General features: G+C 43.9%; 21 protein-coding genes. 18 read left to right on the top strand and 3 right to left on the bottom strand.

The window, feature by feature from the left end; all coding sequences use genetic code 11:
* Positions 1 to 13 precede the first annotated feature (13 nt).
* The 6 genes from CFF01_RS12570 (at position 14) to CFF01_RS12545 (ending at position 4,494) form a co-directional block, all read left to right on the top strand.
* Entirely contained in the window at positions 14 to 1,114 is a 1,101-nt protein-coding gene (locus CFF01_RS12570) for a protein-glutamate methylesterase/protein-glutamine glutaminase (RefSeq protein WP_088905026.1), read from the top strand.
* Entirely contained in the window at positions 1,107 to 1,652 is a 546-nt protein-coding gene (locus CFF01_RS12565) for a membrane anchored protein in chemotaxis locus (protein ID WP_088905025.1), read from the top strand. Before CFF01_RS12570 ends, CFF01_RS12565 begins: the two co-directional genes overlap by 8 nt.
* Before the next feature lie 46 nt (positions 1,653 to 1,698).
* Complete coding sequence (locus CFF01_RS12560) at positions 1,699 to 2,490, top strand: ParA family protein (protein ID WP_088905024.1); 792 nt, start codon at positions 1,699 to 1,701, stop codon at positions 2,488 to 2,490.
* The gene (locus tag CFF01_RS12555) at positions 2,474 to 3,466 is read left to right on the top strand and encodes a chemotaxis protein CheW (RefSeq protein WP_088905023.1); all 993 of its coding nucleotides are present in this window, start codon (positions 2,474 to 2,476) and stop codon (positions 3,464 to 3,466) included. The genes CFF01_RS12560 and CFF01_RS12555 overlap by 17 nt, the downstream gene beginning before the upstream one ends.
* 7 nt (positions 3,467 to 3,473) lie before the next feature.
* Positions 3,474 to 3,968 (top strand): chemotaxis protein CheW, encoded by a 495-nt coding sequence (locus tag CFF01_RS12550; protein ID WP_011865192.1) that lies wholly within the window; start codon positions 3,474 to 3,476, stop codon positions 3,966 to 3,968.
* Positions 3,969 to 4,089: 121 nt separating this feature from the next.
* Complete coding sequence (locus tag CFF01_RS12545; RefSeq protein ID WP_181404219.1) at positions 4,090 to 4,494, top strand: DUF2802 domain-containing protein; 405 nt, start codon at positions 4,090 to 4,092, stop codon at positions 4,492 to 4,494.
* A 17-nt stretch (positions 4,495 to 4,511) separates the two neighbouring features.
* Here CFF01_RS12545 and CFF01_RS12540 read toward each other — a convergent pair whose 3' ends face one another.
* Positions 4,512 to 4,832 carry an EscU/YscU/HrcU family type III secretion system export apparatus switch protein gene (locus CFF01_RS12540; protein WP_232479436.1) on the bottom strand — a complete coding sequence of 107 codons (321 nt, stop codon included), beginning with the start codon at positions 4,830 to 4,832 and terminating at the stop codon, positions 4,512 to 4,514.
* Entirely contained in the window at positions 4,832 to 6,895 is a 2,064-nt protein-coding gene (locus CFF01_RS12535; RefSeq protein ID WP_088905021.1) for a hypothetical protein, read from the bottom strand. The genes CFF01_RS12540 and CFF01_RS12535 overlap by 1 nt, the downstream gene beginning before the upstream one ends.
* A 239-nt stretch (positions 6,896 to 7,134) precedes the next feature.
* Here CFF01_RS12535 and CFF01_RS12530 point away from each other — a divergent pair, with 239 nt between their 5' ends.
* Complete coding sequence (locus CFF01_RS12530; RefSeq protein WP_408640519.1) at positions 7,135 to 7,866, top strand: MlaA family lipoprotein; 732 nt, start codon at positions 7,135 to 7,137, stop codon at positions 7,864 to 7,866.
* Positions 7,867 to 7,996: 130 nt separating this feature from the next.
* Positions 7,997 to 9,100: a response regulator gene (locus CFF01_RS12525; protein ID WP_088905019.1), complete on the top strand. Its 1,104-nt coding sequence runs from the start codon at positions 7,997 to 7,999 to the stop codon at positions 9,098 to 9,100.
* 166 nt (positions 9,101 to 9,266) lie between these two features.
* Here CFF01_RS12525 and CFF01_RS12520 read toward each other — a convergent pair whose 3' ends face one another.
* Complete coding sequence (locus tag CFF01_RS12520; RefSeq protein WP_088905018.1) at positions 9,267 to 10,739, bottom strand: peptide MFS transporter; 1,473 nt, start codon at positions 10,737 to 10,739, stop codon at positions 9,267 to 9,269.
* Positions 10,740 to 11,329: 590 nt separating this feature from the next.
* Between CFF01_RS12520 and rfaH the strand changes: the two genes are divergently transcribed.
* The 10 genes from rfaH to CFF01_RS12470 all read left to right on the top strand — a co-directional run bounded on the left by rfaH (position 11,330) and on the right by CFF01_RS12470 (position 23,557).
* Positions 11,330 to 11,857, top strand: coding sequence for a transcription/translation regulatory transformer protein RfaH (gene rfaH, locus CFF01_RS12515; protein ID WP_088905017.1), 528 nt, complete (start codon positions 11,330 to 11,332; stop codon positions 11,855 to 11,857).
* A gap of 971 nt (positions 11,858 to 12,828) precedes the next feature.
* Positions 12,829 to 15,564 carry an SLBB domain-containing protein gene (locus CFF01_RS12510; protein ID WP_088905016.1) on the top strand — a complete coding sequence of 912 codons (2,736 nt, stop codon included), beginning with the start codon at positions 12,829 to 12,831 and terminating at the stop codon, positions 15,562 to 15,564.
* Between the two features lie 84 nt (positions 15,565 to 15,648).
* Positions 15,649 to 16,623 carry a Wzz/FepE/Etk N-terminal domain-containing protein gene (locus CFF01_RS12505; RefSeq protein ID WP_088905015.1) on the top strand — a complete coding sequence of 325 codons (975 nt, stop codon included), beginning with the start codon at positions 15,649 to 15,651 and terminating at the stop codon, positions 16,621 to 16,623.
* Between the two features lie 204 nt (positions 16,624 to 16,827).
* Positions 16,828 to 17,925 (top strand): dTDP-glucose 4,6-dehydratase, encoded by a 1,098-nt coding sequence (gene rfbB / locus CFF01_RS12500; RefSeq protein WP_088905014.1) that lies wholly within the window; start codon positions 16,828 to 16,830, stop codon positions 17,923 to 17,925.
* Complete coding sequence (rfbA, locus tag CFF01_RS12495) at positions 17,925 to 18,800, top strand: glucose-1-phosphate thymidylyltransferase RfbA (protein WP_088905013.1); 876 nt, start codon at positions 17,925 to 17,927, stop codon at positions 18,798 to 18,800. The genes rfbB and rfbA overlap by 1 nt, the downstream gene beginning before the upstream one ends.
* Positions 18,801 to 18,809: 9 nt before the next feature.
* Positions 18,810 to 19,676 (top strand): dTDP-4-dehydrorhamnose reductase, encoded by an 867-nt coding sequence (rfbD, locus tag CFF01_RS12490; RefSeq protein WP_088905012.1) that lies wholly within the window; start codon positions 18,810 to 18,812, stop codon positions 19,674 to 19,676.
* Positions 19,677 to 19,678: 2 nt separating this feature from the next.
* On the top strand, positions 19,679 to 20,224 hold the full coding sequence (gene rfbC / locus CFF01_RS12485; RefSeq protein ID WP_088905011.1) for a dTDP-4-dehydrorhamnose 3,5-epimerase: 546 nt from the start codon (positions 19,679 to 19,681) through the stop codon (positions 20,222 to 20,224).
* Entirely contained in the window at positions 20,218 to 21,483 is a 1,266-nt protein-coding gene (locus CFF01_RS12480) for a flippase (RefSeq protein WP_088905010.1), read from the top strand. The genes rfbC and CFF01_RS12480 overlap by 7 nt, the downstream gene beginning before the upstream one ends.
* Positions 21,484 to 22,581 carry a UDP-galactopyranose mutase gene (gene glf, locus CFF01_RS12475; protein ID WP_088905009.1) on the top strand — a complete coding sequence of 366 codons (1,098 nt, stop codon included), beginning with the start codon at positions 21,484 to 21,486 and terminating at the stop codon, positions 22,579 to 22,581.
* 1 nt (position 22,582) lies between these two features.
* Positions 22,583 to 23,557, top strand: coding sequence for a hypothetical protein (locus CFF01_RS12470; protein WP_088905008.1), 975 nt, complete (start codon positions 22,583 to 22,585; stop codon positions 23,555 to 23,557).
* The last annotated feature ends 164 nt before the right edge of the window (positions 23,558 to 23,721 follow it).

Below are 23,721 nucleotides of genomic sequence, written 5' to 3'. Positions count from 1 at the left end.
CATAGGAATTTGAATGGCCATAAAAGTATTAGTTGTCGATGATTCAAGCTTTTTTCGTCGCAGAGTCAGTGAAATAGTCACTAAGGATGCGGATCTTGAAGTCATTGGTACAGCCTCTAATGGCGCCGAAGCGGTCAAGTTGGCGCAGCAACTGAAACCACAAGTGATCACCATGGACATCGAGATGCCTGTGATGGACGGTATCAGCGCCGTACGTGAGATCATGGCAAAATGTCCAACTCCCATCTTGATGTTTTCATCGCTGACCCACGACGGGGCGCAAGCGACACTGGATGCTCTGGAAGCCGGAGCACTGGATTTCCTCCCTAAGCGTTTCGAAGATATTGCTACGAATAAGGATGAGGCGATATCGCTGCTGCAGCAGCGCATTAAGGCATTGGGTCGCCGTCGTTTGTTCAGGCCCATTTTGCCGAGAACGCCCCAGCCTAAAGCTACCACTGCACCGTCTAGAGAGTTGGCTCAGCCCCAGCGGCCAGCACCGCGTACGAGCGCGCCGGTAACCAGAGCCAGCGGTAAGAAGTATAAAATGCTCGTCATTGGTACCTCTACTGGCGGACCGGTTGCCTTGCAGCGCATATTGACCAAGTTTCCTGCAAATTACCCTCATCCTATTCTGCTCATTCAACATATGCCGGCAGCCTTTACGCCTGCCTTTGCCACTCGTTTAAATGGCTTGTGTGCCATAGAGGTTAAAGAGGCGCAAAATGGCGACCAACTCAGGGCAGGTTGTGCCTATCTGGCTCCGGGTGGCATGCAGATGATGCTTGAGCGCGGCGGAACCTACGGGCGCATTAAGATAGTGGCGGGCAGTGCCGATATGAATTATAAGCCCTGCGTTGATATCACCTTTGCATCTGCGTCTAAATTGAGTGGCGGCGAGACGCTTGCCGTGGTCTTAACCGGTATGGGTGCGGACGGTCGTGAAGGGGCGCGTATGCTGAAAAATGTTGGCGCAACCATTTGGGCACAAGATGAAGCCAGCTGCGTGGTTTATGGTATGCCTCAGGCGGTGACGGCCGCTGGAATAGCCAGCCAGTCGATCGCGCTTGATGACATGGCCGAGTCTATCTTACGTGAGAGTGGCCGTGGCTAAGCAACGACAGGGCGTCAGTAGCATAGTCTTGCTGCTGTTTTTCTTGTTGTTGGTTTGTAGTTTTACTACTGGCTTGCTTTATCTGGAGTTACGCCACAAAAACGCGCTGCTCGAAGAGAAGATAGCCGAGCTGGAAAAGAGTCAGGTTCTGCTAATGGTACCCGACGAGCAGGCACAGGCACTCGCTGACTGGATGGAGTCTAACCCTGAGTTTACCCAATCTTTGCTTAAACAGGCAGAGCCTGGAGCAGAGGTGAGGGTACAGATAGGACCTGAGGAGGCTGAAGTGCCAGAAGCGATTGCGCTGACGGCGACCGAGGTTCAGCCCAATCTGTCGCCACTGCTCCCTATGGCAGATGCTGAGCAAGCGAGCAATGAAATAAAAGCGCCACAAAAGGTGGTGAGCGCCGCAAATAACGGCGATCAGGATAGTCAAACGCCGCCTCAAGCGGTTAAGCTGTCAGAAAATAAAGATGGTGTTAAAGTAATAAGTCTGCCCCATGGCGGCATTCGAGTCACGACTCGCGAAGATAACTAAAACAATAACCTGATGGCGATAAGCTTGCGGATTTAAGGGGTTTTTCTTGAAGATCTGGACCATTGCAAATCAAAAAGGGGGCGTTGGTAAGACGACCACAGTGGCGAGTCTGGCTGGCGCTTTGGCTAAGCGGGGCAAACGTGTCTTGATGATAGACACAGATCCCCATGCTTCCCTTGGATATTACCTCGGCATAGATTCGGAAGAGGTACCAGCGTCACTCTATGATCTCTTTTTAAAACACAAGAGCCTGACCCGAGAGCTGGTGCTTGAGCATATAGTGCCAACTAAGGTTGAAGGTATCCATCTGTTGCCTGCAACCATGGCGCTCGCCACACTCGACCGTTCTTTAGGTCATCAAGAAGGGATGGGGCTGATCCTCAAGCGGCTACTTAATCTGGTTGCCGACCAATATGATGTCGCGTTAATCGATTGCCCACCCGTGCTGGGGGTCTTAATGGTCAATGCTTTGGCAGCCAGCGAGCATATCATTATTCCGGTGCAGACAGAGTTTTTGGCGATTAAGGGGCTAGATCGCATGGTTAAAACCATGACCCTGATGGGACGATCAAAGAATACCACTTACAGCTACACCATTATTCCAACCATGTACGATCGACGCACCAAGGCCTCTCCGGCGGCTTTGCAACAACTTGGCGAGGACTACGGTGACGTTCTCTGGCCCGATGTTATTCCCGTCGATACTAAGTTTCGTGATGCCAGCTTGGCGCATCTTCCGGCCTCCCATTACGCCAGTCACACTCGCGGTGTAAAAGCCTATGAGAGGTTACTCGATCATCTGCTGAGTAAGGAGTTTGCCCATGTCAAACTCGGCTGATGAGGCGGTTTTTGATTATTTTGCGCTTCTTTTATCAGAAGGTCCTGAAGATGAGCTAAAAGCGGCACCACCGGTTCAACAACCAAAGAGTGAGCCACAAGTAAAATTGCAGCCGCAATCTCGTCAGGCAGAGGCGCGTCCGGTCAATACCCAGGCATTACCCGCTACGACGTCGTTAAATAAGCGAGCTCTTGAGCAGCTCCTTGCCCCGGTTGCCGAGGCCGATGCTAAGACAGAGACTCAAGTACAGACAGAGACGGCCGCGCTTGAACAGCTAAAGGCTGCAACTCATGTCAAATCGACTCATATCAAATCAACAACGGCTAAACCGACTCAAGTTAAAACCGAAACTAGCACAGTTACATCGACGCAAGTAAAGGCAAAAATAGAAGAAAAATTAGAAACTTCGGCTAATATTAAGCTAAAGGATAAGACAGTCGAAGAACTTGATTTAACCAAGGCGCCACAGACACAAGTTGGGGCGACACCGCCCGGTGTGACTGAGCAGTTGGTTGAGCAGTTGGATGATGAGTTCCAGGTGCTGTTTTTCAAGGTCGCCGGACTGACTCTGGCGGTTCCCTTAGTGAGCTTGGGCGGCATAGTGAAGGTGGAGCGCATTAACCATATTATGGGGCGACCTGCTTGGTATCTTGGGGTGCAGACCCATAGGGATTCACAACTTAATGTGGTCGATTCCGGCGCTTGGGTGATGCCGGAAAAATATGACGATAAACTGGCGCAATCTGTTGATTACCAATATATTGTACTCTTAGAGGACAGCAATTGGGGACTGGCCTGTGAGTCCTTGGTTAATTCGGTAAAAATTTTAAAGTCAGAAGTAAATTGGCGCACCAAAGCGGGCAAACGCCCTTGGCTGGCCGGCGTCGTAAAAGAACAGATGTGCGGCATATTACATGTGCAGGCATTGATTGAGTTGTTAAATTTGGGTTTAGGTAGTCAGGACTCTATTGGCTGAGGTTTATATGGCAGATGCAAAAAACGTCGCGGCAGTTGCCGCAGGTAAAGATGATGAAGTGTTACAGTGGGTCACTTTTCGTTTAGATAACGAAACCTATGGCATCAATGTCATGCAGGTGCAAGAGGTGTTACGTTACACTGAAATAGCGCCTGTACCAGGGGCTCCTCACTATGTATTGGGTATCATCAACCTTCGCGGTAATGTGGTGACTGTGATTGATACCCGTTCACGCTTTGGTCTACCTTCTGCCGAAGTGGATGACTCTACCCGTATTGTGATCATTGAGGCTGAAAAGCAAGTGATCGGTATCTTGGTCGACAGTGTGGCAGAGGTGGTTTATCTGCGTGGTTCTGAGATTGATAATGCGCCGAACGTGGGTACCGAAGAGAGTGCCAAGTTTATCCAAGGCGTCAGCAACCGTGACAATGAGCTGCTCATTTTGGTGGATCTTGATAAGTTACTCTCAGATGAAGAGTGGATGGAACTGGCGCAGCTTTAAACTATCTACTGTTAAGTTGTAAAAAAGCCGTCGCTGGATTCGATGGCTTTTTTAATGGTGAAAGTAAAATATTGCTTATAGCGACCTTTGGCTCAAAGGATATCGGAGTAGCGCATCTATGATAGGTGATGAGATCTTAATTGCGGCATTACTGTATGTGGTTGCTTGTCTTGGTTTGGTGTTGTATCAGCAGAAACAGACCAATAAGCTCAGGGCGAAGATTGACGCCTTAACCTTGCTGGTAAAAGAAAATGATCGCCAGCGCGAGGCTGTTAAACAAGAGTTACAGGAACTAAGATCAGGCACCATAGGGGTGGGGCGTCGCATGCTTGAGCTTGAGAAGCGGGTGACGAAACAAGAGGCTCGCATCGACGAGTCGGTTGCCGATGAGCCTCAAGCCAGGCTCTATACCCGCGCCATGAAGATGGTGGAGTTGGGGGCCGATATCGATGAGTTAGTTAAAGAGTGTGAACTGCCAAAAGCCGAGGCAGAGTTATTGCTCAGACTGCATGGCAAGGGGCGTTAAAGCCTATCTTGGCTTGATTATACCTCCTGCATGATACGTTTATGCATGTTATCCCACCGCTCGGGGAATTTCCCATCGAGCATATAAACGAAGGCGATGAGCTCTGCAATGAGCAGATATAACTCCTTGGGGATCTCTTCGCCAATCTCGAGTTTCTGTAAAAAGTTACTCAAGTTAGCATCCTGATGAATATAGATCCCCGCCTCTTTGGCGATGGCGATGATCTCTTCGGCAACTAGGTCTTCGCCTTTTGCGGTGATCTGTGGCGCCGTTTTACCGTCATACTGTAAGGCGACAGCCTGTGTGGATCTATGGTCCTTGTCTGATATCGTCATCATTAAGCCTTTACTTTAACCAAATAGTGATCGCCTGGGAGCAGTGACGCCGGGACCTGAGAGGCCTTTGTGTGAATATGCTCTGGTGTTAAGCCGATGGCGATGATCTTCTGTTCCAGGGCGGTAAGCCTTTTCCCTATGCTATCAAGTAGGGTCTGACTCTCTGAGGTAAACCCTAAATTCAGCCTACCTTGCTTCACCTCGGCATTGATCAATAGGCTAGCGTCTGACAGGTTAAACTTGAGCTGCAGCCGCCAACGAGTTTGAGTGTCTTTGTCTTGCTGTTCTTGCTCAAAATGCCCCTCTAGCTCCTCATGCCTGTGCTCTATCATGTAGGGGAGGGTGAAGTACCAGTTAGTCGACTGAGGTGTATCGCTACTTGCCTGCTGGTATAAAGAGAAGTTTGAGAGCAATTTCCCCATTAACTCTAAGCCCCCGGCCTTTTCCAGTATGCCGAGCAGTTGGCTACCCGAGGCAAGCTTTTGTAGTCCCTGTAAACTTGCTGGCGTCTTTGCAGACGTATTTGTTTGTACCTGCCTGCCCAGGAGTAATTGAAACAGCACCCCTATGGTGCCCGCATGACTACTAATACTGGATAGCGAGGAGACGGGCGCGGCGCCATTGGTGATGCCCGCAAGGCTATCGACAAGTTCCTGTTTTAAAAAGCTAGGACTTGCTAACTGGCTGAGAGGGCGGGGAAAGGCTAGCGGTAGCATTTGCTGCATTAAATTGAGTAGCGAAAGTTTTCCGCCCATCGCTTTTTGGGCGACTAGCGCCTTATCGGCCAACTGCCCGAGTGCCAGGTTAAGGCCTCTATGATTAAGTCCTCTATCATTAAGACCTTTGTCATTAAGTCCCAGTTGGTTAAGGGACATATCCGCTTGGCTCTGTTTTATGCCTACTGCTTGCTGTGAGGTCAAATTGGCATTTTGGCCTAAGTTTGCTTTCATGCCAGCGCCTTGCTGGCTGGTTAAATCGGTTTGCAGTTTGATACCGGTTTGCATGCTTGCTATCTGTTTAAAGAGCAAGCTTTGACGGAGCTCGCTGACGTTTGCTAATGCCAGAGTATTAATGCGAGTCTCGCTTAACCGCAAAGCACTATCAGGGCCGTTGATGGGCATTTTGGCTAGCGCGGTTAATCCCAAAATATCTCTCTTGCTTGGTGCTTGATTGCTAGCAGGCCCAAGGGTTTGAGGGGAGCTATCTGGCTGTTTGTTTATTAGCGGCTTTTCAACAAGTGGGGGGAGACTCTGCTGCACACCTTGTTTAACCGACTCCACAGCTGGCGGTTGCAGCGCGGTCGTTGTTTTGATTGAGCTCAGCTCTCGCGCTAGTGCTTGATACATCTCCCGGCCTAAGGCTTGCCCAGATAACTTTTGGGTAAGCACCTGGTAAGCACTTGCTAACTCAGGTTTGCTCACCAGGGTTTGGGTCAGCAGCGATTCAATCGCCTGAGCACTGGTTGCCGTGGCTGTGTTAGTCACGAGAGCCGATGTAGCTGAAAGCTGCAGATTAGCCTGAGCAAGTTTTGGTGTAAGTGTTAGGGCTAACTGACCTTGGTGCAGCTCTATTTTGGCTATGTACTGGCCTGCGGGTAATTGCGCGCCCATTAACCTGACGAGTTGTGACTCATTAAAATAGAGGTTATTTGCCGATACCTGCACCTCTCCTAACGGATATCCCTGAGGGCGGGAAGCGAATGCGGTGAGTTGCTCCAGGCTTATTTGATTACCATGAATGTAGGCGAGTAATCCCTTGGGGATTGTCATGGTCTGTGGCTCACCTAAGGCCATGACTTGTCCACTAAATTGGCTGGTTGAATTCGCGGCGGCGCTTAATTGGGTCAATACTGTAAGACGAATGGCATCTTGGCTAAGTCGCTGTTGGTCTTTAGCATCGATATAGGTGATGAGCAGTTCACGACCATTGAGCCTGAGTCTATCGCCAGCGGGGGAGGGCAATATTTCAACGGGGATATTTTGCGCTTCCACCTTAGCAGCAGGCACAGGCGAGGCTTTGGCTGCTAGACCATTGGCTGTGGGTAAATCGATACGATTATGAGTCAAGCGTTACCTCAAAATTGATGCGCTGTGAATGTCTTATTACAAATTTCAATTTGACCTACAGTTATAGCTGAGTATCCTTAGCGAACTGAAAAGGAAAACCAAACTGTGTAGTCTAGTATTGATACTTTATCGTCAACCTAGGGTTGGGACTTTAGCCGTGATCAATACTAATTAGGAAACTAATTTATATGAAGTGTAAATGGATTGCGTTGAGTCTGCTATTGGTTGGTCCCCTGGCGATGGCCCAGGCAGAGACAAACAGCGAGGGTGCAACGGACGGCACTACAGCAGATGTAAAGATTATCTACAATGATGAGCGAGATCCCTGGGAAGGTTTTAACCGCGCCATGTGGGATTTTAACTATCTCTATCTGGATAGGTACTTTTACCGCCCAGTGGCTCATGGTTATAACGATATTCTACCTAGGCCGGTAAAAACGGGTGTTAATAATTTTGTGCTCAACTTCGAAGAGCCTAGCTCAATGGTGAATAACGCCCTACAAGGCAAGTGGGGTTGGGCTGCAAATGCCGGTGGACGATTTACCATTAACACCACCATAGGTTTGCTGGGAGTGATCGATGTCGCCGACATGATGGGCCTGCCGCGCAAACAGGATGCTTTTAACGAGGTGTTAGGTTATTACGGCGTGCCCAATGGTCCCTATTTTATGGCGCCGTTTTTAGGGCCTTACGTTACCCGAGAGATCGCCTCGGATTGGGTAGATGGTCTCTATTTCCCCTTGTCTGAGTTAACCCTGTGGCAATCGCTAGCCAAGTGGGGGTTAAAGAACCTGCATAATCGTGCTTCAGCGATTGACCAAGAAAGACTTGTCGATAATGCACTTGACCCCTACACTTTTGTTAAGGAAGCGTATTTTCAGCATCTTGACTATAAAGTGTATGACGGCGATATACCTGAATCGACAGATGACGATGAATTGCTCGACGAGTATATGACTGAGCTTGATTAACATCAGTGTTTCGCATAACCCATTGTTTTATATTAGGCGAGTAAATAAGTGATAAGATGTTGCTTATCTAGGCGTATAGGGATGTACTAGATTTTTCGGCTTAGCCAGAGTGCAAGCCCGGGGAAGCTTAATGGCGTTAGAAGATCTAGTGATTTTGTTGGTGGAAGACGATCCGGTATTTCGGAGCATTGTGGCTGCCTTTCTGGTGAATCGCGGCGCAACCGTGGTGGAGGCCGATGATGGTCAGCAAGGGTTAGAAAAGTTTAGCCAGCAGGATTTCGACATTGTCCTCGCCGATTTAAGTATGCCTATTCTGGGTGGTTTAGATATGCTCAAACAGATGATCAAGCGTAAACCGGATACCCTTTCTATTGTGATTTCAGGCAACCAGGTGATGGCCGATGTCGTTGAGGCGCTGCGAGTCGGTGCCAGTGACTATTTGGTAAAGCCAGTCAACGATCTTTGTCTTATCGAAAACGCTATCCGCCAGTGTGTGGGTGGCTCGAGCCAACAAGATGTGCAGCTTGAAGAGTTCGATGAATTATCCTATCAAGAGTTAGAGGAGCACTTGAGCCTTCTTGAGCAAAATGCCGAGGCTGCCAGGAGTGTTCAACAACAGCTTTTCCCCCCATCGGTGATTGATTACCCCAAGGCTAAAATAGATTACAGCTTGTTCAAGCATGATGAAGTGAGTGCCTATTTTATTGATAGCGTCAACGTAGGCGAACAGTATTTGATCATGTATATGGCTCATTTTCATCCTCAGGACAACCGCTGCGCCTTTGCCAGCGTGCTACTGAAGAGCTTCGTCAACCAGAAACTAAAACGTTTTCGCAGTGGTGAAACAGAGACCATCATTGAGCCTTTTAACATGCTCAGTTATCTCAACGAGCGGATGAGTAAGTCGGGTTTAGATATCTATGTGGATATCGTCTACGCCGTGGTTGAACTGACGCACTATCGAGCATCTATTGCTCAGGCAGGTAAGGGACTGAGGTGCTATATCCGTAACGAGGAAGGCTTAATGCCTCTGGCATTACCTGATGCGCTGCAACTGGGGATTTTAGAGTGGGGCCAACCCAGTACGCAGTTTCGTAATTTAATGCCGGGAGAGAGCCTGTGTGTGATTTCCAGTATCGCTGAGCATAGAGACATGTTATTGAATAATGAGTTTGTTGGTTTGAGCTACAGTCCTGAGGTAGCCGCCGGTGGTTATATTCAGATGAGCTTTTAGTCGTCTTCACTAATCACGAATAGCCGGTTAAGCAATGGGCTGAAAGTATCAAGCTTGTGATTCGAAATTCAAAAATAAAAAAGCCTGGCAAATCATTGCCAAGCTTTTTTAGTAACGTTGTCTCGTTCTAAAATGTGTTAACACATTGAGGACTAATTATGGCTACTTATCGCTTAATTGCTTCATGTTCAGCAGTCACAGCGATCTCTTCTTCTAATGCTTCTTCTTCGGTGTGATGATGGCTATCTTCAGCACCGTGCATCCAGTCAACCAGCTTGTCAGCCATGAAGTAAAGGATGATACCTGATAGCGCAGCAGTTACCGCGATACCTGCGAAGATAGACATAGCGTTAGCTAGCTGCTCTTCTTTCGCGCCGCCATGGCCGATGAAAGAACCGATGATGCCGCCAATCTTGTTAGCTGCGGCAACAAACAGGAACCAAGCACCCATCATAAGTGATGCAATGCGAAGTGGAGCCAGCTTGGTCACCATAGACAGACCGATAGGAGACAGACATAGCTCACCCATGGTGTGGAAGAAATAAGCACCAACCAACCACCACATGCTTGATTTAGCATTGGCGTCGCCACCCATTTCAAGTACTGCACCGATCATGAATAGGAAGCCAATGCCCAGTAATACCAGACCTAAGGCGAACTTAACCGGAGAGTTTGGCTCTCTAGCGCCTAAACGTACCCAAATAGAGGCCACGACTGGGGCGAAGATCACGATGAACATGGCGTTCAAAGATTGGAACCAAGTGGTTGGCACTTCCCAGCCGCCTATCATACGGTTGGTGAAGTCGTTGGTGAATAGGTTCATCAGGCCGCCGGCCTGCTCAAAGCCCGCCCAGAAGATGATGGTGAAAAGACCCATTATCATGATCACCTTGATGCGATCACGCTCAACTTTAGTTAGTGGCTCTTTACGGATTTCACCTTTTTCTGCCGCTCTTTGCTTTTCAAGCTGGGCTGCCGGCGTACGACCGATATCGCCAAGTAGCTTTTGTGCAAACATGAACTGAATAATTAGCGAGATGACCATACCGATACCGGCACAGATGAAACCTGCTTGGAAGTTACCATCGAAGTAGGCTACGACTGAACCCACTATGATACCCGATAGGAAAGCACCTACGTTGATACCCATGTAGAAGATGGTGAATGCACCGTCACGGCGATGATCGCCTTCTTCATACAGGTCACCTACCATGGTAGAAATGTTTGGCTTGAATAGGCCGTTACCTAAGATAAGCACACCTAAACCTACATAAAAGACTTCGGTTTCCATGCCCTGCACCCAAGCATGGGGCGTACCTAGGATAAATTGACCAGCGGCCATAAGCGCACCACCAATTATGATGGCTTTACGTTGACCGAGGAAAGCATCGGCTAGCCAGCCACCGATGAGAGGGGTTAAATAAACAAGACCTGTGAATGTTCCGTAGAGGTTAAGGGCGTCGGCCTGGGTCCAACCTAGACCATGGCCCCCTTGGGATTGTACTGCGTCGACGAGATAAAGTACCAAAATGGCTCGCATCGCATAGTAACTGAAACGTTCCCATAACTCTGTTGTAAATAACAGGAACAGTCCCTTAGGATGCCCGAGCATCGTACCTTGGGGTTTTGCTGCGCTCATGTAAGTCTTCCACCTTCAGCTTGTGATTGCCTACATAACAAAAACTATGTAGAAAAATGGTTGTTGCTAATATTCATCGCTTTATAGATAGAACTGCCTGACTTGGCTTAACCATATGATAATGTTGGTCAATATGATTAACAGCGTTCTATATGTGTTGCGAGAATTTATTATTTTTTAATATTTAGCGTATTAAATTTTATCAAGCCCACCTTATATACCCTTTTAATCGCCTAAAAGTCAATTTAGCTGGCCTAAGTGACTAACAAATCGCCACTGGAATTACTACTCGTTGAAAGCCAGCCTGCTTAAATCTATATCAGTCTCTAGTGAAAATTTGCATCTTGAACTGATTACAAAATGGGTACACCAAAAAGAGTGTATTTGCTCTTTTCTTTGCACTAGAGTATTTGCTATGATTTCGGCCGTGAATTGGATGTCACCTGAATTATCTCGTTATCTTTGCATTACGCGTTAATCTGATGCGTCTTGCAAAACACTCTCAGAGTGTAAAGTAAGACCACTGTGGATCCTGCCACAGCGGAAACTAACCTTTTAGCTAACGATAAAACTAGGTCCTTAAGGAAATTATGAAGTCTTGGTATCTTGTATATTGCAAACCTCGCGGTGAAACCCGTGCGCAGCAAAATCTTGCAATGCAACAGATAGAGACTTACTTACCTACGCTTCCCCAACAGATCACCAAGGCCGGCAAAACCAGCGTTAAGCGTTTGCCCCTATTTCCCTGTTACCTGTTTATCTATTTTGATCCACTTGAGATTAGCGTGAGCAAAATTCACTCTACCCGTGGTGTTTCGCGCATCATTGGCTGCCGAGAAGAGATGACAGCGATCGACGATGCCATCATTCATTCGATTAAGATGCGTGAGGCTAAGATGCTTAACGCCTTACAACTGCCCAGTGATGATCTGCTTGATGAAAATGCTGAACCTAAGTTAGCTGTTGGTGACAAGGTGAAGTTTGTCGAAGGACCGTTTGTAGATCTGGAAGGGATTTTCGAGGAGCAGAACGGCGATAAGCGTTGTCATATTTTGTTTGAAATCATGGGCCAACAAAAAAGGGTGTCAGTACCCAGAGCCAGTATTAAGGGGATTTGATCCGATTTAGGCAAATGAAGCTTCATTTAGCACTAAGAAGTAGGTTGTTGACGCTAATGTTTGTAAGAGATCTGCCATAAGGCTATGCAAAATGCATTTTTATTTGTGGGATTTGTTGACATCTTGCTCTGAAAAGTAACGTAAGAGTAGGACTGAGTGGAAATGTTGTACAGCTTTTGTATTGATACATTCGTCGCAATCACTTTTTAGCGTCGACTGGTGCATATATAAGCAGTATTTGTCTCATCGTTCTATTACAATGAGTCGCTTTGCTACAAGGTAGTACAAAATACTTTGATTAGTATGTCAGCTTTCTGGGCATCTTAATCAAAGTGTTTTAGACAAGACGAAGTTAAAATCTGATGTTTCGCGAGAGCGAAGGGCATGTTGGGAGCCGCAACCTATGGGCGGTAGCGTGCCTGAAAGGCAAAAGACAGAACAGTTTCTGTCTTTTAGTGAAGCCGAAAATGATTGTCGGGAACAATCATTAACAGCTTTAGCTGGCTCGAAGAGCGAAGTACAGGATGTACAGAGTCAGGTCGACCGCCACGCGGGTCGGTAGCGTGCCCGCAGGGCATCGAATGAACACTTAGCATTTTGAGAGAGTATTCGTTAAGCGATAGCCGAAAATGATTGTCGGGAACAATCATTAACAGCTTTAGCTGGCTCGAAGAGCGAAATATAGGATGTACTAAGTCAGGTCGCCGCCACGCAATAGAAGTGTCAGGAACACTTCTAAATTGCTTTAGCAAGCCTGCTGGGTGGAGTATATGGACATACGGAATAATCGGTAGCGTGCCTTAAAGCAACTGCTTGGAAGTATGGGGCTGGCACATTGACTGATCGCCAGCGTTGCCTTGAATTCTTGAATTGAGCTCTGAGCCTTAAAACTTAACTCTTCATACTTACAGATTAAAAATTTAAAACTCGAATCAACATTTAAACCTTGCCTTTATCAACGGAGATTATCGGTGTTACAACGAACCAAAAAAATCATAATAACGGCGGTTGCAGCCCTATTTTTGATGGGGACGCAGGCGCAGGCGATCACTCCTTCGCCGCAAATGATAGAGCAGTTTAAAAATCTGCCTGCTTCTGAGCAGCAACGATTAGCACGTCAGTACGGCATTGATCCCTCTATTCTTGGAGGAGCTAACGCTTCGCAGCAGAAGCTTGATAACCCTCAAGTAGTGCAGCCTCGAGCGACTAATGACGTGGTTGACCACTCTGCTGAGGCAGAGAGTGAATTTAACTTTTCACAAGATCAACAGAAAAGTGAGTTAAAGCGCTTCGGTTATGAGCTTTTTCAAGGTGAACCCACCACCTTTGCGCCAGTTTCCGATGTCCCTGTGCCTAGTGAGTACCTAGTGGGTCCAGGTGACGGCATTAAGGTGCAGCTTTTTGGTAAAGAGAATAAAGAGTATGACCTAGTCATTAATCGTGAAGGGGTTATTCAATTTCCTGAGCTGGGGCCTATTTCAGTTGCCGGTTTAAGCTTTGCTGAGCTAAGAGAGACACTCAGTTATCGCATTTCGCAGCAGATGATTGGTATCGAGTCAAATATCACTATGGGTGAGCTGCGTTCTATTCGTATCTTTATTGCCGGTGATGCGTACAAGCCTGGTTCTTATACCGTTTCTAGCTTGTCTACTATTACTCAAGCATTATTTGTTGCTGGTGGCGTAAATGAAATCGGTTCACTACGTAACATTCAGGTCAAGCGCAACGGTCAGTTAGTTGGCAGCATGGATCTTTATGATCTCTTAATGCGCGGTGATGCGTCGGGCGATATTCGTCTGCGTTCTGGCGATGTTGTGTTTGTTCCTCCAGTAGGTGGATTGGTTAGCATTACTGGTGAAGTGCGCCGCCCAGCCATTTATGAGTTAAAACGCAATGAAACGGTTGCCGATATTGTCGCTATGGCAGCGGGCGTAAAACCCGGTGCCTATCCAAAGAGCAGCAGCATTGAGCGTTACAATAGCAATGGTCTTCGTAGCATAGTCAATGTTGACCTGACTTCCTCAAAAGGAAAATCAACTAAGGCGCAGGCTGGCGATTTCATTCGCGTTAAAAACGCCTCGGGTCAGTTTGAAGAAGCTATTACCGTTGTTGGCGCCGTAGTTCGTCCTGGAAAGTACCAATGGTTTGACGGCCAAAAAATCAGTGATCTTTTGCCGTCTCTTTGGGGTGATCTTTCAATGTCGGCCGATCTTAACTACGCCATTATCGTGCGAGAGGTCAATCGCTACGGCAAGGTTAAGGTATTACAGTTTTCGCCAAGTCGCGCTATTGCTGAGAAAGACGTAACTCAAGATTTGCGATTAGCGCCTCGTGATAAGATCATGCTATTTAACTATAGCGATGACACCCAAAACCGTTATGAGTTAAATAAGTTAGTAAAGCAGAGAGTTAAAAAGGTCACCTCTCTCACCGGTGACAGCCTGGTGGGTAACGATCTGTTTAAAGCGGGATTTTCTCAGTTAGACAAGATGCAGTTATCAAAGCGTAGCCAACTTGGTGGCGTGGTGATTGCTAAAGAAGCACCCGATGATAAAGAGCAATTAATCAAAGGTGAAGTTAGTAAGATGTTGGCCAACTTGTTCGACGACAAGGAGCTTATTAAGCTCAGTGGCGTTATGAACCGCAGTGAACTCTTGTATCCGGTTGTTGCTCAGTTGGCCTCACAAGGAAATTCAGATAACGGCACGCAAGTTGTTGCGATAAGCGGCAAAGTGCGTCATCCAGGTGTGTATCCGCTTACGCAAGGCGCCAAGGTTAAGGACTTAGTTGCTGCAGCCGGCGGACTGGTAGAAGGTGCCTATACTGCTCGAGCAGAGTTAACCTCGACTGTATTAGGTAATGAGGAGTCTACTGTTAGCCATTCGAGTATCAATTTGGATGAAGCTTTAGCTGAAAGTGCTGATGCCAACGTGCTTCTTAGTCCGAGAGATATCCTTACAGTGATGACAACGCCTGATTGGCAGGAAAGTAAAGCGGTAGAAATTCGCGGTGAAGTTAAATTCCCTGGTGTTTATAGTATTCGCCGAGGTGAGACGCTAGCCGATGTTATCGATCGTGCGGGTGGCTTTACCCAGTATGCCTATTTGCCTTCTTCTGTGTTTGTACGTGAGTCAGTGCGTCAGCAAGAGCAGTTAGAAATTAAAAAGTTAGCCGATCAACTTAGACGTGATATAGCGACCCGCGGAGTATCCAAAGATGGATCAGTGGTGAACTATAGCGATGCTAAGATGATGCTAGATGACCTTGAAAACATCAAAGCAGTAGGGCGTTTAGTTGTTGATTTATCCGCCATATCAATTGGTATTGAACAGGCAGATCTTCAACTTGAAGATCAAGATATTCTTTATGTGCCGTCAGTGAAGCAGACGATTGCCGTAATGGGCGAAGTGCAACACGCTGCTACCCACAGGTTTAAGGAAGGTCTAACGTTAGAGCAATACCTTGAAATGTCTGGTGGCGCCAGAGAACGTGCCGATGAAGATAGAACTTATATCGTTAAGGCTAATGGGTCTGTACTGCTCCCTAATCGTTCTATGTGGTTTAGCAATAAGACAGAGCTTAATCCCGGTGACACCATTATTGTGCCATTAGACACAGAGTATAAAGATAACCTGACACTGTGGACGCAAGTGACAGGCATTATTTATAACAGCGCCGTTGCGTTAGCGACTATTGCCAATTTATAACCTTATATATGAGCACTTTGATGAGCCTCTCATTAAAGTGCTTGGTTTCTTTTTAGGATAATGAGACTCAGAGACACAAAATCTATGTCCACCGAGATAAAAAACTACGGCGATGCCCAATTCTCCGATATGCGCGCCCAAGTACAACAAGCAGATGATGAAATCGACCTACGAGAGTTGTTTTCCGTTATCTGGCAAGGCAAATGGCTGATTATTGCGATAACCGCCATATTTGCCATTGGCTCAGTGATTTTTGCCATTATGCAGCCAAATATTTACAAGTCTGAAGCGCTTTTAGCCCCAGCCAGTGAGGAGCAAGGCGGCGGCTTAAGTGCTTTAGCTTCTCAGTTTGGCGGCTTGGCGAGTATGGCTGGTATTAACTTAGGTAGCGGTGGTGGTGTTGATAAAACTCAGATGGCCATTGAGGTCATGAAATCACGCCAATTTGCCAGTGATTTTATTAAAAAGCACAATCTGTTGCCTGATTTGATGGCCGCTGAAAAGTGGAATATGGCTGATAACAGCATTGTATATGATAACGAGCTATATGATGCAGGAACCCAAAAATGGGTAAGAGAAGTTAAAGCCCCTTTTAAGCCTGAACCATCGATGCAGGAAGCCTATAAAGAGTTTAGTAAGATAGTTAGCGTCAATTCTGCAAAGGACACGGGTATGGTAACCGTATCTGTTGAGCATTTGTCGCCAGCGATAGCTCAGCAATGGGTTAATTGGCTAGTTGAAGATATCAATAAAGTCATGAAAGAGCGTGATGTCGCAGAGGCTATTCGAAGCAGTGACTTTTTAAACAAGCAAATTGCACAAACTAACGTAGCAGATATCCGCACGATTTTATACAAGCTAATCGAAGAGCAAGCCAAAACCATCATGTTTGCTGAAGTACGAGACGAATATGTATTTAAAACAATAGATCCTGCATTAGTACCCGAAGAAAAGGCTAAGCCGAAACGTGCGCTGATTTGCGTACTAGGTACCATGCTAGGCGGTATGTTAGCTGTAATGCTGGTTCTTATAAGACATTTTGTAAGAAAAGAAAGTTAGATCAAAAAATTTTAAGGGCCTATTGGGACCGTTTTCGGAAATAACGTAAAACCTAGGCTCCTCAAGGGATAACGAAGATTCGATTGTCTCAAATTCAAAAAAATAGTCTCAGCAGTGTTTGAAAAGCTGAGATCCTTAAGTGAAATTTATCATTCCTAAATAGCCATTTAGTATGGCTAAACTCATCAAATTTGGTAGTAAAAAATGAAGATTCTAGTCACAGGTGGAGCCGGATTCATCGGCTCTGCTGTCATTCGCCATATTATCAACAATACACAAGATAGCGCAATTAATGTCGACAAGTTAACTTACGCTGGCAATCTTGAGTCACTCGTAAGCATAGATAAAGATGAAAGATACGCTTTTGAGCAAGTTGATATTTGCGATCGCGCTGAACTAGATAGAGTCTTCGATGAACACAAGCCAGATGCTGTTATGCACCTAGCTGCTGAGTCTCATGTAGATCGTTCAATTACAGGTCCAGCTGACTTTATTCAAACCAATATCGTTGGTACTTACACCCTTCTTGAAGCGACTCGTGCTTATTGGAACGAGCTATCTGCAGATAAAAAGACAGCCTTTCGTTTTCATCATATTTCTACTGATGAGGTTTATGGTGACTTACCTCATCCCGATGAAGTGCAAAATTCAGACGAGTTACCCCTATTCACTGAAAGAACTCCTTATGCTCCTAGTAGTCCATATTCGGCATCTAAAGCATCTAGTGATCACCTTGTTCGCGCTTGGTTACGCACGTATGGTTTGCCAACAATTGTGACCAATTGCTCCAATAATTATGGTCCTTACCACTTCCCTGAAAAACTGATCCCTCTAGTGATTTTGAATGCATTAGAAGGCAAGTCTTTGCCAGTTTATGGCAAAGGTGACCAGATCCGTGATTGGCTATACGTAGAAGATCATGCTCGTGCGTTATACAAGGTGGTTACTGAAGGTGTGATTGGTGAAACCTATAACATTGGTGGTCACAATGAAAAACAAAATTTGGAAGTAGTACAAACTATCTGCGCCATTTTAGATGAGCTAATGCCTAAGGGTGCTCCTTACTCAGAACAAATTACTTATGTGACAGATCGTCCAGGTCATGACCGTCGCTATGCTATTGATTCTAGCAAAATGAGTAAAGAGCTGAACTGGTTGCCTGAAGAGACCTTTGAAACAGGACTTCGCAAAACGGTACAGTGGTATCTTGATAATCAGGTTTGGAGTCAACGTGTGCAAGACGGTTCTTATCAAAGAGAACGTTTAGGCGTAATTAGTAGCTCACAGGAAGGGGATAAGTAATGAAAGGGATTGTTTTAGCCGGTGGCTCAGGAACTCGATTATATCCTTTGACTAGGGGCGTATCTAAGCAATTGTTGCCCGTTTACGACAAACCAATGATTTATTACCCTATATCAACGCTGATGTTGGCAGGTATCCGGGACATTTTAATCATTACTACGCCAGAGGATAATGAAAGCTTTAAACGCCTGCTAGGTGATGGTAGTGATTACGGAATTAATCTTAAGTATGCTATTCAAGAAAGCCCTGATGGTTTAGCGCAAGCCTTTATTATTGGCGAAGATTTTATAGGTGATGATAGTTGCTGTTTAGTGTTAGGTGACAATATTTTTTATGGTCAATCTTTTACTAAAATGTTACTAAATGCGGCTACTCGTGAGCAGGGTGCGACGGTATTCGGATATCAGGTGAAAGATCCACAGCGTTTTGGCGTGGTAGAGTTTGATGACGATATGCGCGCTATTTCTATAGAGGAAAAACCACAAAATCCAAAGTCCGATTACGCTGTAACAGGTTTGTATTTCTACGATAACCGTGTTGTCGAATTGGCAAAACAGGTGAAACCTTCTGAACGCGGAGAATTAGAAATTACCACGCTCAATGAAATGTACCTTAACGATGGTTCTTTGAATGTAGAGCTTTTAGGACGTGGTTTTGCATGGTTAGACACTGGAACACATGAAAGTTTGCATGAGGCGGCTTCATTTGTTCAAACATTAGAGCATGTACAAGGTTTAAAGGTTGCCTGTTTAGAAGAAATAGCATTTCAACAGGGCTGGTTAAATCAACAAGATTTATTACGAATTGCAAGGCCTATGTTGAAAAACGATTATGGTCAGTATCTACATAAACTAGCTACAAAGTCTAATAAATAGCGAGTCAACATGAAAGTATTAGTTACAGGTTGCAATGGGCAAGTTGGTCATTTTTTGGTTGAACAATTACAAGATAAGGCTGAAGTCTTAGCTGTAGATGCACAAGAGTTAGATATTACTCAACAGCAAGCGGTTAACGATGTAGTTAATAAATTTAAGCCCGATGTAATTATCAATGCTGCTGCCCATACGGCTGTTGATCGAGCAGAAACAGAGCAAGAACTGTCGTATAAAGTAAATTGTGATGGGCCGAAGTATTTGGCTCAAGCAGCACAATCCATTGGGGCATCAATCTTACATATATCGACCGATTATGTATTTGAAGGCAATAAAGATGGCTTGTATAACGAAGATGATGTAACAAATCCCCAAGGTGTGTATGGCGCAAGTAAACTAGCAGGAGAGCAGGCTGTTATACAAGCGTGTGAAAAACACATCATTCTTCGAACTGCTTGGGTATTTGGTCAGCACGGAAATAATTTTGTTAAAACTATGCTTCGTTTAGGGAAAGAACGCGATTCACTGAGTATTGTTGGAGATCAGTTTGGTGGCCCAACCTATGCCGCAGATATAGCTGCAGCGTTAATCTGTATCGCGCATCAGTCGCATGCAGGAAAAAATGCTTGGGGAGTGTATCATTTCTCAGGTATGCCTTACGTTAATTGGTATCAATTTGCACACGCTATTTTTACTCAAGCTTTAGAGCAAAACACATTGGAAAAAGCACCAAAGTTAACTTCTATCTCCACTCACCAATATCCTACACCAGCGAAAAGACCGGCTAATTCAACGCTGGATTGTCACAAGATAAAACGTATTTTTGGCATTTTACCCAGTGACTGGAAAAAAGCATTAACCAAAATTAAAGAATATTAAGCATGATAATAATCGACACTAAAATTCCAGATGTAAAAATCATTGAGCCAACAGTATTTGGTGATGAGCGTGGCTTCTTTATGGAAACATGGAATCAAAAACAATTTGAAAAGCTCGTAACTGGTAAACCAACGCAATTTGTGCAAGATAATCATTCAAAATCCAAGAAAGGAATTTTACGAGGGTTACATTACCAGACCGAAAATACTCAAGGGAAGCTCGTAAGGGTCATTGCTGGAGAGGTATTTGATGTAGCAGTAGATATTCGAAAAAATTCATCAACGTTCGGTCAGTGGGTTGGCGTGTATTTGTCATCGGAAAATAAAAGACAGCTTTGGGTGCCTGAAGGGTTTGCCCACGGTTTTTATGTGACGAGTGATGAGGCTGAATTTGTTTATAAATGTACAAATTACTACAGCCCGGAATTTGAGATATCTATTAAATGGGATGATGACTACTTAGGGATTGATTGGCCTATTACACATAAAGTAATGTTATCAGAAAAAGACTGTAAAGCGATGGCATTTAAGGCTTTTTCTAAATGTTAGATAGAACGATAATTAAAAATATCACATCTCTTTTTAGTATACGTATTGCAGGTTATGTGATTCCTTTAATTACTCTGCCTTACCTTGTTCGGGTGTTAGAGCCTCAAGGCTATGGTACTTTGGGATTTAGTCTAGCAATAGTTCAGTATTTTATAATTGTAGTTAATTATGGTTTTGATTTATCTGCTACACAAAAAATAGCAAAACTCAATGATGAGAAAGATAAAGTAAGTGCTATATTTTGGTGCGTAATAACCGCTAGGATGATGTTATCAATTATAGGGTTGTTAATACTTTTTTTGCTTTCAGGTGTTATAAGCAATATAAATGAAATTTTTCCGGTATTGCTGTGCGCATATATATCTGTGATAGGAACAGCCTTGTTTCCGCAGTGGTTATTCCAGGGGAAGGAGCAACTAGGGGTAATATCAATATTCAGAATAGTAGTTCAGATCATTAATATTCCGTTTTTAATTATGTTTGTTAATGACAGTAATGATATTTGGATTGCTGCGCTAATTAGTTCGTTGCCGTCACTGTCTATAGTATTCTTTTCTTCGTACATTATCTTTGAACGAAAATGGGTTGTGTGGTCACCACCTTCCATAAGTGGTATAAAAAAAGAAATGTCTGATGGTTGGCATTTGTTTTTGTCTACTGCCGCAATTAGTTTGTATACAACTAGTACTACGGTTATATTAGGTATTGTTTCTGGCCCAGTTAGTGTAGCTATATATCTATCTGCTAATAAACTTATTCAGGCTGCTCAGGGTATTTATTCTCCAATATCAGCTTCGTTCTATCCTAGAATAAATAATTTGATGGCTAAAAGTAAAAAAGATGCTTTAGAGGTCGTAAGGTATTTGATGAAGCTCCAAATGATATTGACTTGCATAATTAGTCTAGTGGTTTTTATATTCGCGCCGTTAGTTGTCGAGTTGTTGTTTGGAGAGGAGTATGAAAGAAGTGGCGTAGTGTTAAGAATTCTCAGTGTGCTCCCCGCTATAGTCGGCTTTAGTAATATTCTGGGGGTTCAAGTTTTACTAACTCATGGCTACAAGAAAGATTTCTCAAGAGTGTTAATGCTTTCAGGAGTTATTAGTTTGGTGACATTGATTCCACTATGTTATTTGTTGGAGTCTGAGGGCGCCGCTATCTCCGTTGTTATCACCGAGAGTATCGTTACTTTGCTAATGTTGCAAAAGGTGTTTAAAAGGCAAATACCACTTTTTAAGTTTGATTTACGGGTGTTTAAATAAATGAAATACGATTATTTGGTTGTTGGTTCTGGACTTTTTGGCTCTGTGTGTGCTCACGAACTGCAAAAAAAAGGTAAAAAAGTACTGGTTATAGATAAAAGAGAACATATAGGTGGTAATATATATACAGAGGACCAAGGTGGAATTCAAGTGCATAGATATGGTGCCCATATATTCCACACTAATGATAAATTTATATGGGATTACGTTAATTCATTTGTAGAGTTTAATAGGTTTACAAATTCCCCATTAGCAAATTATAAAGGTCAGTTATTCAACTTGCCATTTAATATGAATACGTTTTATCAACTTTGGGGAACAAAAACTCCTAAAGAAGCAAAGGAAAAGATTGATAAGCAACGTCAAGAGTTAAATGGTAAAGAGCCTACAAATTTAGAAGAGCAAGCAATATCTTTAGTTGGTCGTGACATCTATGAAAAGTTAATTAAAGGATATACAGAAAAGCAATGGGGTAGAAACTGCACTGATTTACCTGCTTTTATAATTCGTCGGTTACCAGTCCGCTTTACTTACGATAACAACTATTTTTCAGACAAGTATCAAGGTGTACCATTAGGTGGTTATACAGCATTGATTGAAAAAATGCTTGATGGTGTAGATACTAGACTGAATGTAGATTTCTTTGAAAATAGAGACGAGTTAGAAGCTTGTGCTAAGAGTGTAATTTATACGGGGCCTATTGATGAATATTTCGGATGTAAGTTAGGGAAGTTAGAATATAGAACTCTGCAGTTTAAAACTTCAGTTTTGCAGCAAGCAAATTTCCAAGGTAATGCTGTAATAAACTTTACAGAACGAGATATTCCTTATACCCGGATTATAGAACATAAGCATTTTGATCCTGTGGACACTAATCATACGGTTGTAACAGAGGAATACCCTTCAGAATGGAAGGAAGGGGATGAACCATATTACCCTGTAAATAATAGTAAAAACATGGAGTTATATAAAAGATATCGCAGTCTCCCTAAGGCTGATAATGTTATATTTGGCGGAAGATTGGCAGAATATAAGTACTATGATATGCATCAAGTCATACGTTCGGCATTAAATACAGTTAATAAGATAGAGGTATAATATGAAAAATTTAGTTGTACTTTGTCCTGCAAATGTGACTACAGGTGGCCCTGAGTTATTACATCAGTTTGTGCATGAGATGAACTTATTGAAAGTACCTTCTAAAATTTTATATTATCCTTTTGAAGGAAGAGCTGAAACTCCACAAGCGTATAAGATGTACAATGCTCCTCAAATTAGGCTGGAAGATTGCTGTAAAGAGAGTACTTATTTAGTTGTTCCTGAAGTCGCTACCGATTATTTAAGTGGTATAAAGTTTAAAAATGCTGCTATTTGGTGGTTATCAGTTGACAATTATACCAAAAAGCTACCAAAAACTATAAAGTCAAAGCTCAAGTGGTTAATTGAAAAGCATTTTCTGAATAGAGCTAAGCCTTTATTAGTTAATGAGATGCAACAGTTCACACACTTAACTCAAAGTTTTTACGCAAGAAAGTTTCTTGAAAAAAATGGAATAGAAAGATCATACATGCTAAGTGACTACTTAAGTAGTGAGCATTTTTTAGAAGTAAATGAGGTAAAGGAAAATATTGTAGCATTCAACCCTAAAAAGGGAGTCGACTTTACAGCTAGTGTTATTAGTAAGTTAAATGATATAAGTTTTGTTCCTATTCAGAATATGAGCGCTAAGGAAGTATCACACCTTCTAGCAAGGAGTAAAGTTTACATAGACTTTGGTGAGCATCCCGGAAAAGATAGAATCCCAAGAGAAGCGGCAATGGCCGACGCGGTTGTAATTACAGGGCGAAAAGGAAGTGCGGATTATAAGGAGGATGTATATATTTGTGATGAGTATAAATTTTTGGAGTCTCAAGAGTCTATTGATAATATCGGAACATTAATTAGAAATGTATTTGATAATTTTAATGAGCATCACAGCAAATTTGAAGATTATAGAAATAACATTAGGTCAGAAAAGGCCTTATTTAAAAAGCAAGTGCGAGATTTTTCTAAGTTAATTTTTGATAAGTGTTAATGTTATATGTGGAATTATTTCTTATAATTTAAATGGATTTGGTCATACATAAGCGTCAATTTTTATTTGGCTCTATGGTGGCGATGAATTAAAAAAAAATTATAAATAATTGTTTCCTAAAATATTTCTGTTGTAACATATTTTTTATTTCTTAATATATAATC

This window comes from Shewanella marisflavi, from assembly GCF_002215585.1.
In the GTDB taxonomy this organism is placed as follows: domain Bacteria; phylum Pseudomonadota; class Gammaproteobacteria; order Enterobacterales; family Shewanellaceae; genus Shewanella; species Shewanella marisflavi.
This window is presented reverse-complemented; position numbering and strand designations above follow the sequence as displayed.

What these genes read in the sequence shown, in the direction of transcription:
- CFF01_RS12570 (WP_088905026.1), top strand. Translation starts at nt 14, where the DNA reads ATGGCCATAAAAGTATTAGTTGTCGATGATTCAAGCTTTTTTCGTCGC.
- CFF01_RS12555 (WP_088905023.1), top strand. Translation starts at nt 2,474, where the DNA reads ATGTCAAACTCGGCTGATGAGGCGGTTTTTGATTATTTTGCGCTTCTT.
- CFF01_RS12550 (WP_011865192.1), top strand. Translation starts at nt 3,474, where the DNA reads ATGGCAGATGCAAAAAACGTCGCGGCAGTTGCCGCAGGTAAAGATGAT.
- CFF01_RS12540 (WP_232479436.1), bottom strand. Translation starts at nt 4,832, where the DNA reads ATGATGACGATATCAGACAAGGACCATAGATCCACACAGGCTGTCGCC.
- CFF01_RS12530 (WP_408640519.1), top strand. Translation starts at nt 7,135, where the DNA reads ATGGCCCAGGCAGAGACAAACAGCGAGGGTGCAACGGACGGCACTACA.
- CFF01_RS12525 (WP_088905019.1), top strand. Translation starts at nt 7,997, where the DNA reads ATGGCGTTAGAAGATCTAGTGATTTTGTTGGTGGAAGACGATCCGGTA.
- CFF01_RS12520 (WP_088905018.1), bottom strand. Translation starts at nt 10,739, where the DNA reads ATGAGCGCAGCAAAACCCCAAGGTACGATGCTCGGGCATCCTAAGGGA.
- rfaH (WP_088905017.1), top strand. Translation starts at nt 11,330, where the DNA reads ATGAAGTCTTGGTATCTTGTATATTGCAAACCTCGCGGTGAAACCCGT.
- CFF01_RS12505 (WP_088905015.1), top strand. Translation starts at nt 15,649, where the DNA reads ATGTCCACCGAGATAAAAAACTACGGCGATGCCCAATTCTCCGATATG.
- rfbB (WP_088905014.1), top strand. Translation starts at nt 16,828, where the DNA reads ATGAAGATTCTAGTCACAGGTGGAGCCGGATTCATCGGCTCTGCTGTC.
- rfbA (WP_088905013.1), top strand. Translation starts at nt 17,925, where the DNA reads ATGAAAGGGATTGTTTTAGCCGGTGGCTCAGGAACTCGATTATATCCT.
- rfbD (WP_088905012.1), top strand. Translation starts at nt 18,810, where the DNA reads ATGAAAGTATTAGTTACAGGTTGCAATGGGCAAGTTGGTCATTTTTTG.
- rfbC (WP_088905011.1), top strand. Translation starts at nt 19,679, where the DNA reads ATGATAATAATCGACACTAAAATTCCAGATGTAAAAATCATTGAGCCA.
- CFF01_RS12480 (WP_088905010.1), top strand. Translation starts at nt 20,218, where the DNA reads ATGTTAGATAGAACGATAATTAAAAATATCACATCTCTTTTTAGTATA.
- glf (WP_088905009.1), top strand. Translation starts at nt 21,484, where the DNA reads ATGAAATACGATTATTTGGTTGTTGGTTCTGGACTTTTTGGCTCTGTG.
- CFF01_RS12470 (WP_088905008.1), top strand. Translation starts at nt 22,583, where the DNA reads ATGAAAAATTTAGTTGTACTTTGTCCTGCAAATGTGACTACAGGTGGC.